Genomic DNA, 13,478 nt, shown 5'->3' with positions numbered 1-13,478 from the left:
GTTGTGTGCGGGGTTGAACGCCGGAAGCCTGCATGAACATCTTCGATCCGAAAGGACCGGTCGCCGCCGCCCAGCAGACGATCCTGATCGATTCCGTGATCATCATGCTGGCGATCATCGTCCCGACCTCGATCGCGGTGTTGGCCGCCGCGTACTGGTTCCGCAGCTCCAACACCCGCGCACGCTACCGCCCCGATTTTGCCTATTCCGGTGCCGTCGAGCTCGTCGTGTGGTCGATTCCGGCGCTTACCGTGATCCTGCTCGGCGGCGTCGCCTGGATCGGTTCGCATGAGCTCGATCCCGCCAAGCCGGTCGCTGGCACCGGGCTGCCGATTCGCATCCAGGCGGTGTCGCTCGACTGGAAATGGCTGTTCATCTATCCCGACCAGCGCATCGCGACCGTCAACAGCCTCACCGTTCCGATCGGCGCGCCGCTGCAGTTCGAGCTGACCTCCGGCAGCGTCATGACCGCGTTCTTCATCCCGCAGCTCGGCGGCATGATCTACACCATGAACGGCATGGTGACGCGGTTGAACCTGCGCGGCGATCATGTCGGCACCTACAAGGGCCTCGCCTCGCAGTTCAGCGGCGACGGCTTTCCCGACATGATGTTCGACACCAACGTGGTGTCGCAGCCCGATTTCACCAATTGGGCGACCAGCGCGGCGAAGAGCGACCAGGTGCTCGACGAAGCCAGCTACAAGCAGCTTGCCGCTCAGTCGGTCGAGAAGACGCCCAGGACCTATCGGCTCGCCGATCCCGAGCTGTTCGGCAAGATCGCCAGCCAGCACATCCCGCCGGCGCCGGGACCGCAGCTCAGCGAGAACCGGTCGCGAGAGCAGAGCGGAGCGTCGCATGCCCATTGATCCGTTTGCAGCCGGAGTGGACCGATGTCGGTGACCACGGTCGGGCAATCGCCGGTCTATGCCGATCCGCATCATCTGCGTGCCGCCGACCATCCGGGGCCGGCGCCGAAGCGGATCGTGACCGGGTTCGGATTCTGGATCTTCCTGCTCTCCGACATCGTGATGTTCTCGTGCTTCTTCGCGAGCTTCGCGGTGCTGTCGGGCGGCACGGCCGGCGGCCCCGGCGGGGCCGAGCTATTCGACATCCGCAACGTCGCGATCGAGACCGCGCTGCTGCTGCTGTCGAGCTTCACCTGCGGCATGGCGAGCATTGCCGCCGACCGCCACCACGCGCTGTGGTTCCAGGTAGCGATGGCCGTGACCGGCCTGCTCGGCGCGGGCTTTCTGGCGATGGAGATCCGAGAGTTCGCCGATCTCGTCGGCCGCGGCGACGGGCCGAGCCGCAGCGCCTTCCTGTCGGCGTTCTTCACCCTGGTCGGCTGCCACGGCCTGCACGTCGCGGCCGGCATTCTCTGGCTGCTGACCATGATGGCGCAGGTGGTGGCGAAAGGCTTCCGCGCCGACATCGAGCGCCGCATCCTGTGCTTTGCGCTGTTCTGGCATGCGCTCGACATCATCTGGGTCGCGGTGTTCTCCGTGGTCTATCTGCTCGGGAGTGCGACATGAGCGATCACGCCCAGGAATTTGGCGACCGTGGCGATCTCGCGCCGGGCGAGCAGCAGCACGGCGACCTGCGCTCGCGCGTCCTGTTCTATCTGGCCGGCCTCGGCCTCGCGATCCTCCTGACCGCCGCGTCGTTCTTCATCGCGGGGACCCATCTCGTCTGGCAACCCTCCATTCCTGTCGCCATCATCGTGCTGGCGATCGCGCAGATGGGCGTGCACCTCGTGTTCTTCCTGCACATCACCACCGGACCCGACAACACCAACAACGTGCTCGCGCTCGCCTTCGGTCTGCTGATCGTCCTCCTCGTGGTCGGCGGCTCGCTGTGGATCATGGCGAACCTGAACCACAACATGATGCCGATGAATCAGCTGATGCAGATGCAGCAGTAAGCATCTTCGCCGATCACCGAGCCTTTGCTGAGCCCCTGGATCGCTTCGCTGCGCTCGCGATGACGGAGTTTGCGGGGCGAGGTGCCCACCCCAATCGTCATTGCGAGCGCAGCGAAGCAATCCAGGGGCCGCGCGAACGGTCTGCGTTGCTTCCGCGCATCAACGCCGATGTCACTTCTTCTGCGCCCGGCAATTGAACGCCCTGCGGAAGCCCGACGCTCTCGCGTCGTCCTCGGAGCAGAACCAGCGGTCGGGCTCGGTGGTTGCGGGATAGCTCGGGCAGCCCTGCAGATGATAGATGCCGATGTTGCCGGTGACACGGGCGCGCACCGCGAACTTGCCCTTGATGGTGCAGCCGGGCGGCGCGCTCGGCGCTTCCGGGAACAGCACCGCGCGGATCTCGCGGTCGCGATCGGCGCGGCAGGCGGCGCCGAGCAGGGCGCCATCCTTCTTGTCGCTGCGGAACTCGTTCGGCGCGATGAAACACCCCTTCCACAGCCCGCGCAGCGCCTCCTTGGCCGCGGCGACGTCGTCCTTGACCCGTGCCTTGGCCGCCGGATCGGCGCTGACCGCGAAGCCGGCGCGCGCCATCTGCTGGTTGAGGCTGACCTTGTCGCCGTCGACGGCGCAGATCCCGATCTTGCGCGTCTTCAGCGGCTTGTCCGGACCGAGATCCTCGCAGCGCACCGAGCGGCCGCCGATCAGCTTGCTGAGCTGCTCACGCGCCTCGACACCGCAGCTCCAGGGATCGGCATGGTCGTCGATGCAGAGCTGATCGACCTCCGGCGCATCGATACCGTCGAGGCGATACACGGCGTCGCCGAGCTGGAGCGTGTCGCCGCTGCGCACTGTCGCCGTCGCGGCCAGCGCTGGGCTCAGCGCGGCCATGGACGCGATCGCAACAACGATCGCTGTCCGAAACCCGGCGGTCGACATTTCCATTTCTTTCTCCTTGCCCGTGCTGCTGTGAGTTCTAACATCTGGAACAACACATGATCAATTCGTGCTGATCGAAGCTGTGAAGGCTTGTTGCGGTGGACCCTGCGCCCCCGCGCAGATGAGCCATGAGCCAGACGCAGCAAAACCCGACAAGACTTCCCAACGAATTCGTCTAAGAAGCATTCCAGGCTGGGATCGCGGAGACCCGGCAAGAGGGGGCTGAAGAGATGCACACCGACGATCGCTCGGCCATGCGCGCCAAGTTCGCGCCGCCGACCGAAACGCCGCGCCATGCGGGCATGTCGCGCCGAAGCCTGTTGGCAACGGCGGCGCTGCTGATCACGACGTCGGGAGCAACGGCGAAGGTCGTGACCAAGGTGCTGCCGTGGCGGCCGAACGAGGTCTACCCGGTCACGCCCGTGACGCCGGGAGGCTGGCTGTTCTTCACCGCCGAGGAAGCCGCCGTCGTCGATGCGATCGTCGACCGCCTGATCCCTGCCGACGAGCTTGGCCCGGGCGCCAAGGACTCCGGCGTCACCACCTTCATCGACCGGCAGCTGACCGGCCCCTATGGCGGTCACGACTGGCTCTACATGAAGGGGCCGTTCTCTACTAATCCGCTGCCGACGCAGGGCCTGCAGTCGCCGCTGACGCCGCGGCAGCAATATCGCCAGGGGCTCGCGGCGCTCGCCGCCTATTGCAAGGCCAATTTCGGTGGCCGGGCCTTCACCGATCTGTCCGGCGAGGAGAAGGACAGACTGCTCGCCGGCATGGAGAAGGGCGATGTGAAGTTCGAGGGCTTCTCCAGCCGCATGCTGTTCAATGCGGTGCATACCAACACCATGGAAGGCTTCTTCGCCGACCCGATCTACGGCGGCAACAAGGACATGGCGGGCTGGAAGCTGATCGGTTTCCCCGGCGTGCGCTACGACTTCCGCGACGTGATCGACAATCCAAACAAGCCTTACACGCTGCCTCCCGTGAGCATGCAGGGCCAGCCGGCCTGGGGAGTTCGCTGACATGGCACGCCGTCTTCCACGCAAGGATGTCGCCATCGTCGGGCTCGGCTGGACCGGCTCGATCATGGCGCTCGAACTGTGCCGCTCCGGTCTCGACGTCGTCGCGATCGAGCGCGGCCCGTGGCGCGACACAGCCACCGACTTCAACATCGGCACCGCGCCGGACGAGCTGCGCTACGCCGTCCGCCACGACATCTTCCTGCGCACGCGGCAGGAAACGCTGACGATGCGCAACAATTCGTCCCAGACCGCGCTGCCGATCCGGCGCTGGGGCAGCTTCCTGCCGGGCAACGGCGTCGGCGGCGCCGGCTCGCACTGGAACGGCCAGACCTGGCGGTTTCTGCCCAACGACTTCCGCCTGCGCAGCAACACGATCGAGCGCTACGGCGAAAAGATCATGCCGGAGGGCCACCAGATCCAGGATTGGCCGATGAGCTATGACGAGCTCGAGCCGTTCTACGACAAGTTCGAACATGTGCTCGGCATCTCCGGCAAGGCCGGCAACATCAAGGGGCAGACGCAAGCCGGCGGCAACCCGTTCGAGGGCTGGCGCGAGCGCGACTACCCGACGCCGCCGATGAAGCAGGGCTACTCGCAGGAGCTGTTCACGAAGGCCGCGACCGGCATGGGCCTGCATCCGTTCCCGCGCCCCTCGGCGAACCTGTCGTCGGCCTACACCAATCCGTACGGCTGCAGCATGGCGCCGTGCACCTATTGCGGCTTCTGCGAGCGCTTCGGCTGCTCGAACTATTCGAAGTCGTCGCCGCAGACCTGCGTGCTGCCGGCGCTGGTGCGCGAGCCGAATTTCGAGGCCCGCACCGAATGCGAGGTCACCAGGGTCAAGCTGTCGGGCGACGGCAAGATGGCGACCGGCGTGATCTATGTCGACGCCAATGGCGAGGAGTGGGAGCAGCCGGCGGACCTCGTGCTGCTGTGCGCCTACGGCCTGTTCAACGTCCGCCTGATGCTGCTGTCGGGCATCGGCAAGCCCTATGATCCGAACTCGGGCGAGGGCGTGGTCGGCCGCAACTACGCCTACCAGACCGGTTCCGGCGCGACCGCCTTCTTCGACAACGTCAACTTCAATCCGTTCGCGGCGGCGGGCTCGCTCGGCGTGGCGCTCGACGACTACAACAGCGACAATTTCGATCACGGCCCGCATGGCTTCGTGGGCGGCGCGTCGATCACCAACGCCTACACCAACGGCCGGCCGATCATGTACCGGCCGACGCCGCGGGGCACCCCGACCTGGGGCTCGGCCTGGAAGAAGGCGGTGCGCGAGACCTATCAGCGCGTCACCAATGTCGGCGCCCAGGGCAGCGTGATGAGCTACCGCGCCAACTATCTCGATCTCGACCCGACCTACAAGGATGAGCTCGGGCGGCCCCTGATGCGGATGACGTTCGACTACCAGCCGAACGAGATAAAGATGGCCAACTGGATGGCCGAGCGCTGCGAGGAGATCGCCAAGGCGATGGGCGCCAAGACCACGCAGATCAACCGGCTCAACACGCCCTGGAACGTGGTGCCGTATCAGAGCACGCACAACACCGGCGGCACCGTCACCGGTTCTGACCCCAAGACCAGCGTGCTGAACCGCTATCTGCAGTCCTGGGACGTCTCGAACGTCTTCGTGTTCGGCGCGTCGACCTTCCCGCAGAACGCCGGCTACAACCCGACGGGCACGGTGGGGGCGCTGACCTATTGGGCGCTCGATGCCATTCAGAACAAATATCTGAAATCTCCCGGAGCTCTGGTGCAGCAATGAGCGCGAACATGACGAGGCACGGGACCACGCGCGGACATGGGCTGCGGCATCTGCTGGCCGTCGCGCTGCTGGCGATCCCGTCGGCGGCGATCGCCGATCCCGACACCTATCTCGAAGCGATGCGCGGCAGGGCGCTGGTGACGGCCGGCGACTGCGTCGCCTGCCACACCGCGCCCGGCGGCGCGCCGTTCGCCGGCGGGCTGGCGCTGCAGACCCCGTTCGGCGCGATCATGACGCCGAACCTGACGCCGGACAACGTCACCGGCATCGGCAGCTGGAGCGCGGACGATTTCGCCCGCGCCATGCATGAGGGCAAGCGGCCGAACGGCGCGCGGCTCTATCCGGCATTCCCTTATCCGTCCTACACCAAGGTGACGCGCGCGGACTCCGACGCGATCTTCGCCTATCTGCGCTCGCTGGCGCCGGTGTCGAACGCGGTCAACCGCAACACTCTGCCGTTTCCGTTCAACATCCGCACCTCGATGCTGGGCTGGAACGCGATGTTCTTCACGCCGGGCGAGTTCAAGCCAGATCCGGCGAAATCGGAGATTTATAATCGCGGTGCCTATCTGGTCGAAGGCCTCGGCCATTGCGGAGTCTGCCATACGCCGATGAACGCGCTCGGCGCCAACAAGTCCGACCGGGCGTTCCAGGGCGGACAGATCGACAATTGGACGGCGCCGAACATCACCAACGATGCCCAGCTCGGGCTCGGCAAATGGTCGGTCGACGATATCGTGCAATATCTCAAGAACGGCCAGGCGCGCGGCGTCATCGCCTCCGGCCCGATGAAGGATGTGGTCGAGAACTCGACCTCGAAGATGCCGGACGATGATCTCAAGGCCATGGCCGTCTATCTCAAGGAACGCGGCGCGGCGGGGGCCGCGGCGCCGAGCCCCGTGGTTGCCAGTGACGGCCGGATGAAGATGGGTGAGGCGATCTTCGTCGATACTTGCGCGGCCTGCCACGTCCGCAGCGGCGAGGGCATTCCGCGGGTGTTCCCGAAGCTCGCGGGCGCGACGATCGCGGTTCAGGACGATCCGGCCTCGCTGATCCACGTCGTGATCACCGGCGGGCAGGCGGCGGCCACCGCGACGCATCCGACCGCGCCGACGATGCCGTCCTTCGGCTATCGTCTCAGCGACGAGCAGATCGCGGCCGTCGTCACCTATGTCCGCAACAGCTGGGGCAATGCCGCATCTCCGGTGACGGCGGGTGACGTGAAGGCCATTCGCGGCAAGGTGACGGGCGCCGCCGATTGACGGCCGTCGCGCCGCCTTGCACAGACGCTGCTTGCTACCCATCTGACGAGGCGAAGGAAATTTCGCCATGTTGGACTTTACCTCAGATCTCGCCGGCGATGCGCTGTCGCCGGCGCAAGCGTCGTCTGCTGCCCCGGCCGATGACCGGGCGCTGCTCGACGCCTATTCCAATGCCGTGATCGACGTCACCGAGCGGGTCGGCCCCGCCGTCGTGCGCGTCGAGACCGGACCGAAAGCCGGCTCCCGCGCGGAGCGCGGTGGGCTCGGCTCGGGCATCGTGATCTCGCCGGATGGGCTGGTGCTGACGAACAGCCATGTGGTCGGCAGCTCGAAAGCCATCCGGCTGCGCGACGTCGAGGGCGTGGTCACCGATGCGCAGGTGCTCGGCGTCGATCCCGACACCGATCTTGCGCTGCTGCGCGCCAACCATGCCCGCGACCTGCGCTATGCCGCGCTCGGCAACTCCAAGAGCCTGCGGCGCGGCCAGCTCGTGGTCGCGATCGGCAATCCTCTGGGCTTCGAGTCGACCGTGACGGCCGGCGTCGTGTCGGCGCTGGGGCGCTCGATCCGCTCCGTCTCGGGCCGGATGATCGAGGACGTCATCCAGACCGATGCGGCGCTCAATCCCGGCAATTCTGGCGGCGCGCTGGTGTCGTCGGCTGCCGAGGTGATCGGCATCAACACCGCCATCATCCAGGGCGCGCAAGGCATCTGCTTTGCGGTCGCCAGCAACACCGCGCAGTTCGTGCTGTCGGAGATCATCCGCCACGGCTATGTCCGACGCGCCTATATCGGCGTCTCCGGCCAGACCGCGCCGGTGCCGCGCCGTCATGCCGTGCTCGCCGGCGTCGAGAACAAGATGGGCGCGCTCTTGATGCAGATCGAGCCGGACGGCCCTGCGGCGCGCGCCGGCCTGCTGCCGGGCGATGTCGTGATCAAGCTCGACGGCGTCGACATCAACGGCGTCGACGATCTGATCCGCGTCCTCGATCGCGACCGCATCGGCCGGACCGTGGCGATGGACGTGCTGCGGCTGGGACGATTGCGCGGCATCGACATCCACCCGGTGGAGCGCAAGCCGGCGGCGCGGCAGGCGTCCTAGTTTTCGCGGCACCCAGAGCTGTCGCCACAACCTCCGTCGTCGTCCCGGCGAACGCCGGGACCCATACCCCCAGAGAGCGGTTTGAGGCAGTCTGGTCATCGGCTTTTTGCCCAACACATCTGCTGCGGAGTATGGGTCCCGGATCGGCGCCGTGACGCGCTGGCGCGCGTCGCGGCTTGTCCGGGACGACGGCGGTGGTTTTGGCGGCGATACGGGTCAGGCGGCGATAAGCATGGCATCTCGTTCTCGCGGCATGCGATGCCCGAGTCCTGCTCTCAGTTCGTCCCTCACAAACATGCAGAGGGCGCAGGGAATGCCGGGTGACAGCCTCACCCATGGCCCGCCTGCGGAAAAAAATGCAGGCGGCAGGTACCACAGGCAAAGCCGGAACACGCCGGCATTCCCTGCGCGATGGTCTTCACGCTTATACGCAGTCTCCCTGGTGCGCCGGGCTTGTTGGCCACCATCACCACGCGGCACATCGGTGCCATCGCGGCTTGATACCAGCATCGGGGTATCAGGACCCTGCGACTTCACGTCCGCGATCGATCGTTCGTCCGCGCCCTCGTTGCCGAGGACGCTGCGATCTCTCGCGGCCACCGCATCCCCGCCTCGCGTGTCGTGACGATCGCGCGCTACGCCCCTCTGCTTGAGGCGGGATGCGGGGAGATAATCATAATTTCCGAAAAATAGCAATAAGATTATCTTTATTGGAAAGTCTCGCGTCGTCCTCCGCCGTCGTCCCGGGCTTGACCCGGGACCCATACGCCCCGGCGGGAGTGGTGAGAGCGAGCTGGTCGACGTCTGCGCGACAAATTGCGGCCGGTGGTTATGGGTCCCGGGTCAAGCCCGGAACGACACCTGTTGTGGAGCGCGATCGGTGGTCGACCTCCGGCATGGGATGAGGTCCAACTCAGTCGGTTTGCTGCCGCACAGAGTTGCATCAGGGTGACCATTGCATGCAATGACCGCTCACGAAATGGGCTTACTTCGCGCCAAATTCGCCTGCTCAGCAAGCGGGCAGCTTCGGCGATCTCACCAACCTGTTGAATGAGTTCGTACTTCGCAATCGCCGTTGCCGTCTTCCCAATTGTACACAATGGCACACCGCTTGCTTCGTCTTTTGCGACGCACTTTCGCGGGGAGGCACGCGGCGACATGGCGAACCCAGCTGCATCGGCAACCGCAACGATTATCGCCGAACCGGAGCCGATCGCGCTCGATCTGTCCAGGACAGCGCTCGTGATCATCGACATGCAGCGCGACTTCATGGAGCCCGGCGGCTTCGGTGAGACGCTGGGCAATGACGTGTCGCAGCTGGCGCGCGCCGTGCAGCCGATCGCGAATGTGCTGGCGGCGGCGCGTAAGAGCGGCATGCTGGTCATCCATACCCGCGAAGGCCACAAGCCGGATCTGTCCGACGCGCCGCCGGCGAAGGTCGAGCGCGGCGCGCCGTCGTTGCGGATCGGCGATCCCGGGCCGATGGGCCGCATCCTTATCCGCGGCGAGGCCGGGCACGACATCATTGCCGCGCTCTATCCCATCGACGGCGAGGTGGTGATCGACAAGCCGGGGAAGGGTGCGTTCTACGCCACCGAGATGGGCGATGTGCTCAAGCAGCGCGGCATCGAGAACCTGCTCGTGTGCGGCGTCACCACCGAGGTCTGCGTCAACACCACGGTGCGCGAGGCCAATGACCGGGGCTATCGCTGCGTCGTCATCTCCGACGGCTGCGCGTCCTACTTTCCGGAATTCCACGAGATGGGCCTGAGGATGATCAAGGCCCAGGGCGGCATCTTCGGCTGGGTCGCGGACTCCGCCGCGGTGCTGAAGGCCATGGTCTGAGAAACGGACTGAGAGATCTGAGACGGATGAGTTCGATCATGTAGTCGCTGACGGCAAACAGGGGAGCAAGGCGATGAGCGGAAGCGGGACGGCAAGCTCGGTCAAAGCGGATTTCAAGCCGGTGCTCTGGACACCCGGAGACTGGAACGCGTTCTTCGGTTTCGGCACCAACATCCTCGTCAACATGCTCGTCCTCACCGGGCTGTTGCGCTTCGTGCTCAAGATGCCGGACACCCTGGTGTTCGGCCGTATCCTGCCTGCGCTCGGCCTGATGATGTGCCTGTCGACGCTCTACTACGCGTTCCTCGCCTATCGGCTGGCGCAGAAGACCGGACGGACCGACGTCTGCGCGCTGCCCTCCGGCGTCAGTGTGCCGCACATGTTCATCGTCACCTTCGTGATCATGCTGCCGATCACCTTGAAGACCGGCGATCCCTTGAAGGGCTGGTCGGCCGGCCTCGTCTGGGTGTTCTTCCAGAGCTTCATCCTAATGATCGGCGGCTTCATCGCGCCCTATATCCGCAAGATCACACCGCGGGCGGCGCTGCTCGGCACGCTCGCCGGCGTCTCCGTCACCTTCATCTCGATGCGGCCGGCGCTCGAAATGTACATAACGCCGCAGATTGGGCTCGTGTGCTTCGCGATCATCCTCGTGAGCTGGTTCGGCGGCGTGAAATATCCGAAGGGTCTGCCGGCGGGTCTGGTCGCGATCGCCGTCGGCATGATCATCGCCTGGGGCTCGAACCTGTTCGGGCTCGGGATCGGCGGGCTCAGCGTCAAGGGCGTCGGTGATGCCTTCGCGAGCTTCGGCTTCTCGGTGCCGCTGCCGGCGTTCGGCACGGTGTTCTCCGGCTTCGAATATCTGGGGATCATCCTGGTCACCGCGATCCCGTTCGGCATCTACGACCTCGTCGAGGCCATGGACAATGTCGAGAGCGCGGAGGCCGCCGGCGACGAATATCCGACCACGCGCGTGCTGACCGCCGACGGCGTCGTCAGCCTGATCGGCTGCATGATGGGCAACCCCTTCATCAACGCCGTTTATATCGGCCATCCCGGCTGGAAGGCGATGGGCGGCCGCATCGGCTATTCCGCGGCGACCGGCGTGATGGTGATTGTGCTGTCCTGGCTCGGCATCATCTCGGTGCTGCTGGCGCTGGTGCCGGTGGTCGCGATCTCGCCGATCCTGCTCTATATCGGCATGCTGATCGGCGCGCAGGCGTTCCAGACCACGCCGGTCAAGCACGCGCCGGCGATCGTGCTCGCCTTCACGCCGCATCTCGCCGCCTGGGCCAAGCTGCAGATCGACACCATGCTGGCCTCGACGGTCACGGCGGCGCAGGCCGTCGGCGGGCTGGCGGCCGACAAGGTCGACGCGGTCAAGGCCGCGGCGGTCGCCGCGCTGCCGCAGCAGGGCGTGCTGTATCACGGGCTCGAGGTGATGGGCGGCGGCTCGATCCTCGCCGGCCTCGTGCTCGGCGCCATCGGCGTGTTCGTGATCGAGCGCGACTTCACCAAGGCCGCGGCCTTTGCGCTCGCCGGTGCTGTCATGACCTATTTCGGCTTCATGCATGGCGAAGCCGTCGGCATCGGCGGCGGCTTCGGCGTGACGCCGGCGGTGGCGCTGGCCTATGTCGTGGTCGCGGCCGGGCTGTTCTGGCTCGGCCGGCTCGGCATGTCCGAGAGCTACGTGCCGCATGCCGACATGCACGCGGCGCCGGCGGAGTAGGTTGAGGGCGGCACGAAAGCTCAGTCGGGTTGACCGTCATTCCGGGGCAATCGTCAGCATGCCGTCGCGAAGCGGCGGCATGTTGGCGATTGAAACCGGAATCTCGAGCTTGTTAAACGGGTGCAAGACAATGTCGGGATTCCGGGTTCAAGGCCTGCCGGCCTTGCCCCGGAATGACATCGTGGTGATGCAGACGCCGACACCAGCAGAGACCAACGTCTGCAGGCGGACCTTGTATCTCCAACCATCACGCCGGCGGCCGATCCAGATAGTAGCGCAGCAGGTCCTGGCCCGGCTCCGACAGCCACTCGGCCGCGCCCGTGACATAGCCCTCGACCAAGCCGCCGGTCCCGATCAGATAAGTGATCGGCATTGCCGGCGTAGCAAAGATGGAGGCGTCGGCGTTGGCCGGATTGGTCGCCTGCGCATGCGGATCGGCAAAGGAGAGGCGGGGCATCGCGATCGTCTCCGCGTAGCGGCGGATCGTCCTGATGTCGCGGCGGTCGGTGCAGATGGTCCACACGTCGAGCGCCGGCAGGCGCATGCGCTCCAGCGCGGCGAGCGTCGGCAGGTCGGTCTTGCAGGCCGCGCACCAGGTGGCCCAGAGATTGATCAGCGTGACAGGGCCGGGCTTGGCCGTGAGCGTGACGTCCTTGCCGCTCAGTTCCTGAAGCCTCAGCGGGGGCAGTGGATTGCGCGGCCGTTCGACGATGAACTGGCTGCGGCCGCTGCGAAACATCGGCGGGTTCGGATCATCGGCAGCGGCACGGACAGCCAGTGACGATTCGAGGAGGGTGGTCGCGGCGCCCAGCAGAGCCGCGCGGCGCGTGAGCGCGCTCGCAGACGCAGAGCTAGCCATGGACATAGGCCCAGCCCTTGCGCTGCAGCTCGACGACGCGGCCGATGCCGAACGGCACCAGCCTGGCGCCGTCGATCAGCTGGATCGTCAGGTTCTCCTTGCTTTCGGCGATCGCCTTCGACGAGGCGCACATGCTGAAGCCGATATGCGGATACATCTGGCGCAGCGCGGCGATCGGCTCCTGCAACGGAGATTTGTCGGCGCGCAACACGTCGATGCCGGTGCCGTTGGCGACGACCTCGATGATGGGCGACTGTCCGAGGCTGGTGAAATGCCGCGTCAAATTGCCCGAATAGCTGATGGCGTGGCCCATCACATGCGGGTCATTGCGGTCGATCAGGATGACGATGCCGGCGTGATGCTGGGCGACGGCCGGCACGGCGGGGGCTGGGGCGCCGAGGGCCGTCGCGCCAGCGAGGAAGCCGCGGCGCGACACTGGTGCAACAGGTTCGCTCATGGTCTTCCTCCGTGTCGCGAGCGAGTGACGGCCCTGACCTGGCCGGGGCCGCCGGTTGTCGGCTCAGCCGCGCGGCGCGATCGGCGCCTTGCCGTTGCGGCCCCACAGCACGAACAGCGACAGCGCCAGCAGCAGGATGTTCAGCGGCGTCACCACGCCTTCGCCGCGCGAGAGATGGAAGACGAAGGCGAACACCTGCAGGGTGGCGCAGCCGAGCGCGGCCAGCACGGTCAGGCGCGGCATGATGCGGGTCAGCGACGGCAGCAGGATGCCGAGGCCGCCGGCCAGATCGATCAGGCCGATGATGCGGACGAAGGTCGCGGAATGATCGCCGGTCCACGGCATCATCTGCGCCAGCTCCGGAATTGGCGTGAACAGCTTTGTCACGCCGGCGAAGGCGAACAGGGCGAAGAGCAGGGCCTGTGCGATCCACAGGCCGATGCGCAGCGCGAGCGAGGGCTGCAGCGGAAGGTCGTTGGTCGTCGTCGCGGACATCAGGGGTCTCCGAGATTGAATCCTGCGGCCGACATTGATGATTTCATCCGGTTTGATCATTATGCTTGCCGTTGAAGCATTG

At 66.0% G+C, this 13,478-nt stretch carries 13 protein-coding genes; 9 read left to right on the top strand and 4 right to left on the bottom strand.

Annotation, left to right across the window (positions count from 1 at the left end):
• The first annotated feature begins 32 nt into the window (after positions 1 to 32).
• The 3 genes from ACQR1L_RS04035 to cyoD are packed head-to-tail and all read left to right on the top strand — an operon-like array spanning position 33 to position 1,921.
• Positions 33 to 866 carry a COX aromatic rich motif-containing protein gene (locus tag ACQR1L_RS04035; RefSeq protein WP_434856642.1) on the top strand — a complete coding sequence of 278 codons (834 nt, stop codon included), beginning with the start codon at positions 33 to 35 and terminating at the stop codon, positions 864 to 866.
• Positions 867 to 890: 24 nt separating this feature from the next.
• Entirely contained in the window at positions 891 to 1,532 is a 642-nt protein-coding gene (cyoC, locus tag ACQR1L_RS04030) for a cytochrome o ubiquinol oxidase subunit III (RefSeq protein WP_434856641.1), read from the top strand.
• Positions 1,529 to 1,921: a cytochrome o ubiquinol oxidase subunit IV gene (cyoD, locus tag ACQR1L_RS04025; RefSeq protein ID WP_434856640.1), complete on the top strand. Its 393-nt coding sequence runs from the start codon at positions 1,529 to 1,531 to the stop codon at positions 1,919 to 1,921. The genes cyoC and cyoD overlap by 4 nt, the downstream gene beginning before the upstream one ends.
• A gap of 171 nt (positions 1,922 to 2,092) precedes the next feature.
• On the opposite strand, the gene ACQR1L_RS04020 is transcribed toward cyoD, so the two are convergent.
• Positions 2,093 to 2,809, bottom strand: coding sequence for a thermonuclease family protein (locus ACQR1L_RS04020; protein WP_434857232.1), 717 nt, complete (start codon positions 2,807 to 2,809; stop codon positions 2,093 to 2,095).
• Positions 2,810 to 3,087: 278 nt separating this feature from the next.
• On the opposite strand from ACQR1L_RS04020, the gene ACQR1L_RS04015 reads away from it, so the two are divergent.
• From ACQR1L_RS04015 to ACQR1L_RS03990, 6 genes are all read left to right on the top strand, one after another.
• Positions 3,088 to 3,879: a gluconate 2-dehydrogenase subunit 3 family protein gene (locus ACQR1L_RS04015; RefSeq protein WP_434856639.1), complete on the top strand. Its 792-nt coding sequence runs from the start codon at positions 3,088 to 3,090 to the stop codon at positions 3,877 to 3,879.
• 1 nt (position 3,880) lies between these two features.
• The gene (locus ACQR1L_RS04010) at positions 3,881 to 5,647 is read left to right on the top strand and encodes a GMC family oxidoreductase (RefSeq protein WP_434856638.1); all 1,767 of its coding nucleotides are present in this window, start codon (positions 3,881 to 3,883) and stop codon (positions 5,645 to 5,647) included.
• 8 nt (positions 5,648 to 5,655) lie between these two features.
• Positions 5,656 to 6,909, top strand: a complete 1,254-nt coding sequence (locus ACQR1L_RS04005) for a c-type cytochrome (protein ID WP_434856637.1) — start codon at positions 5,656 to 5,658, stop codon at positions 6,907 to 6,909.
• Positions 6,910 to 6,976: 67 nt separating this feature from the next.
• Positions 6,977 to 8,011, top strand: coding sequence for a S1C family serine protease (locus tag ACQR1L_RS04000; RefSeq protein WP_434856636.1), 1,035 nt, complete (start codon positions 6,977 to 6,979; stop codon positions 8,009 to 8,011).
• A gap of 1,158 nt (positions 8,012 to 9,169) precedes the next feature.
• On the top strand, positions 9,170 to 9,856 hold the full coding sequence (locus ACQR1L_RS03995) for a cysteine hydrolase family protein (RefSeq protein ID WP_434856635.1): 687 nt from the start codon (positions 9,170 to 9,172) through the stop codon (positions 9,854 to 9,856).
• Positions 9,857 to 9,929: 73 nt separating this feature from the next.
• Positions 9,930 to 11,585 carry a regulator gene (locus tag ACQR1L_RS03990; RefSeq protein WP_434856634.1) on the top strand — a complete coding sequence of 552 codons (1,656 nt, stop codon included), beginning with the start codon at positions 9,930 to 9,932 and terminating at the stop codon, positions 11,583 to 11,585.
• A 247-nt stretch (positions 11,586 to 11,832) separates the two neighbouring features.
• On the opposite strand, the gene ACQR1L_RS03985 is transcribed toward ACQR1L_RS03990, so the two are convergent.
• The 3 genes from ACQR1L_RS03985 to ACQR1L_RS03975 all read right to left on the bottom strand — a co-directional run bounded on the left by ACQR1L_RS03985 (position 11,833) and on the right by ACQR1L_RS03975 (position 13,396).
• The gene (locus ACQR1L_RS03985; protein WP_434857231.1) at positions 11,833 to 12,324 is read right to left on the bottom strand and encodes a TlpA disulfide reductase family protein; all 492 of its coding nucleotides are present in this window, start codon (positions 12,322 to 12,324) and stop codon (positions 11,833 to 11,835) included.
• A 112-nt stretch (positions 12,325 to 12,436) separates the two neighbouring features.
• Positions 12,437 to 12,901: a hypothetical protein gene (locus ACQR1L_RS03980; RefSeq protein WP_434856633.1), complete on the bottom strand. Its 465-nt coding sequence runs from the start codon at positions 12,899 to 12,901 to the stop codon at positions 12,437 to 12,439.
• Positions 12,902 to 12,964: 63 nt separating this feature from the next.
• Complete coding sequence (locus tag ACQR1L_RS03975) at positions 12,965 to 13,396, bottom strand: DoxX family protein (protein WP_434856632.1); 432 nt, start codon at positions 13,394 to 13,396, stop codon at positions 12,965 to 12,967.
• Between the last annotated feature and the right edge of the window lie 82 nt (positions 13,397 to 13,478).

This window comes from Bradyrhizobium sp. HKCCYLR20261 (assembly GCF_051168435.1).
Lineage (GTDB): Bacteria > Pseudomonadota > Alphaproteobacteria > Rhizobiales > Xanthobacteraceae > Bradyrhizobium.
The sequence above is the reverse complement of the archived record's forward strand: the minus strand, read 5'-3'. Positions and strand labels throughout refer to the sequence as shown.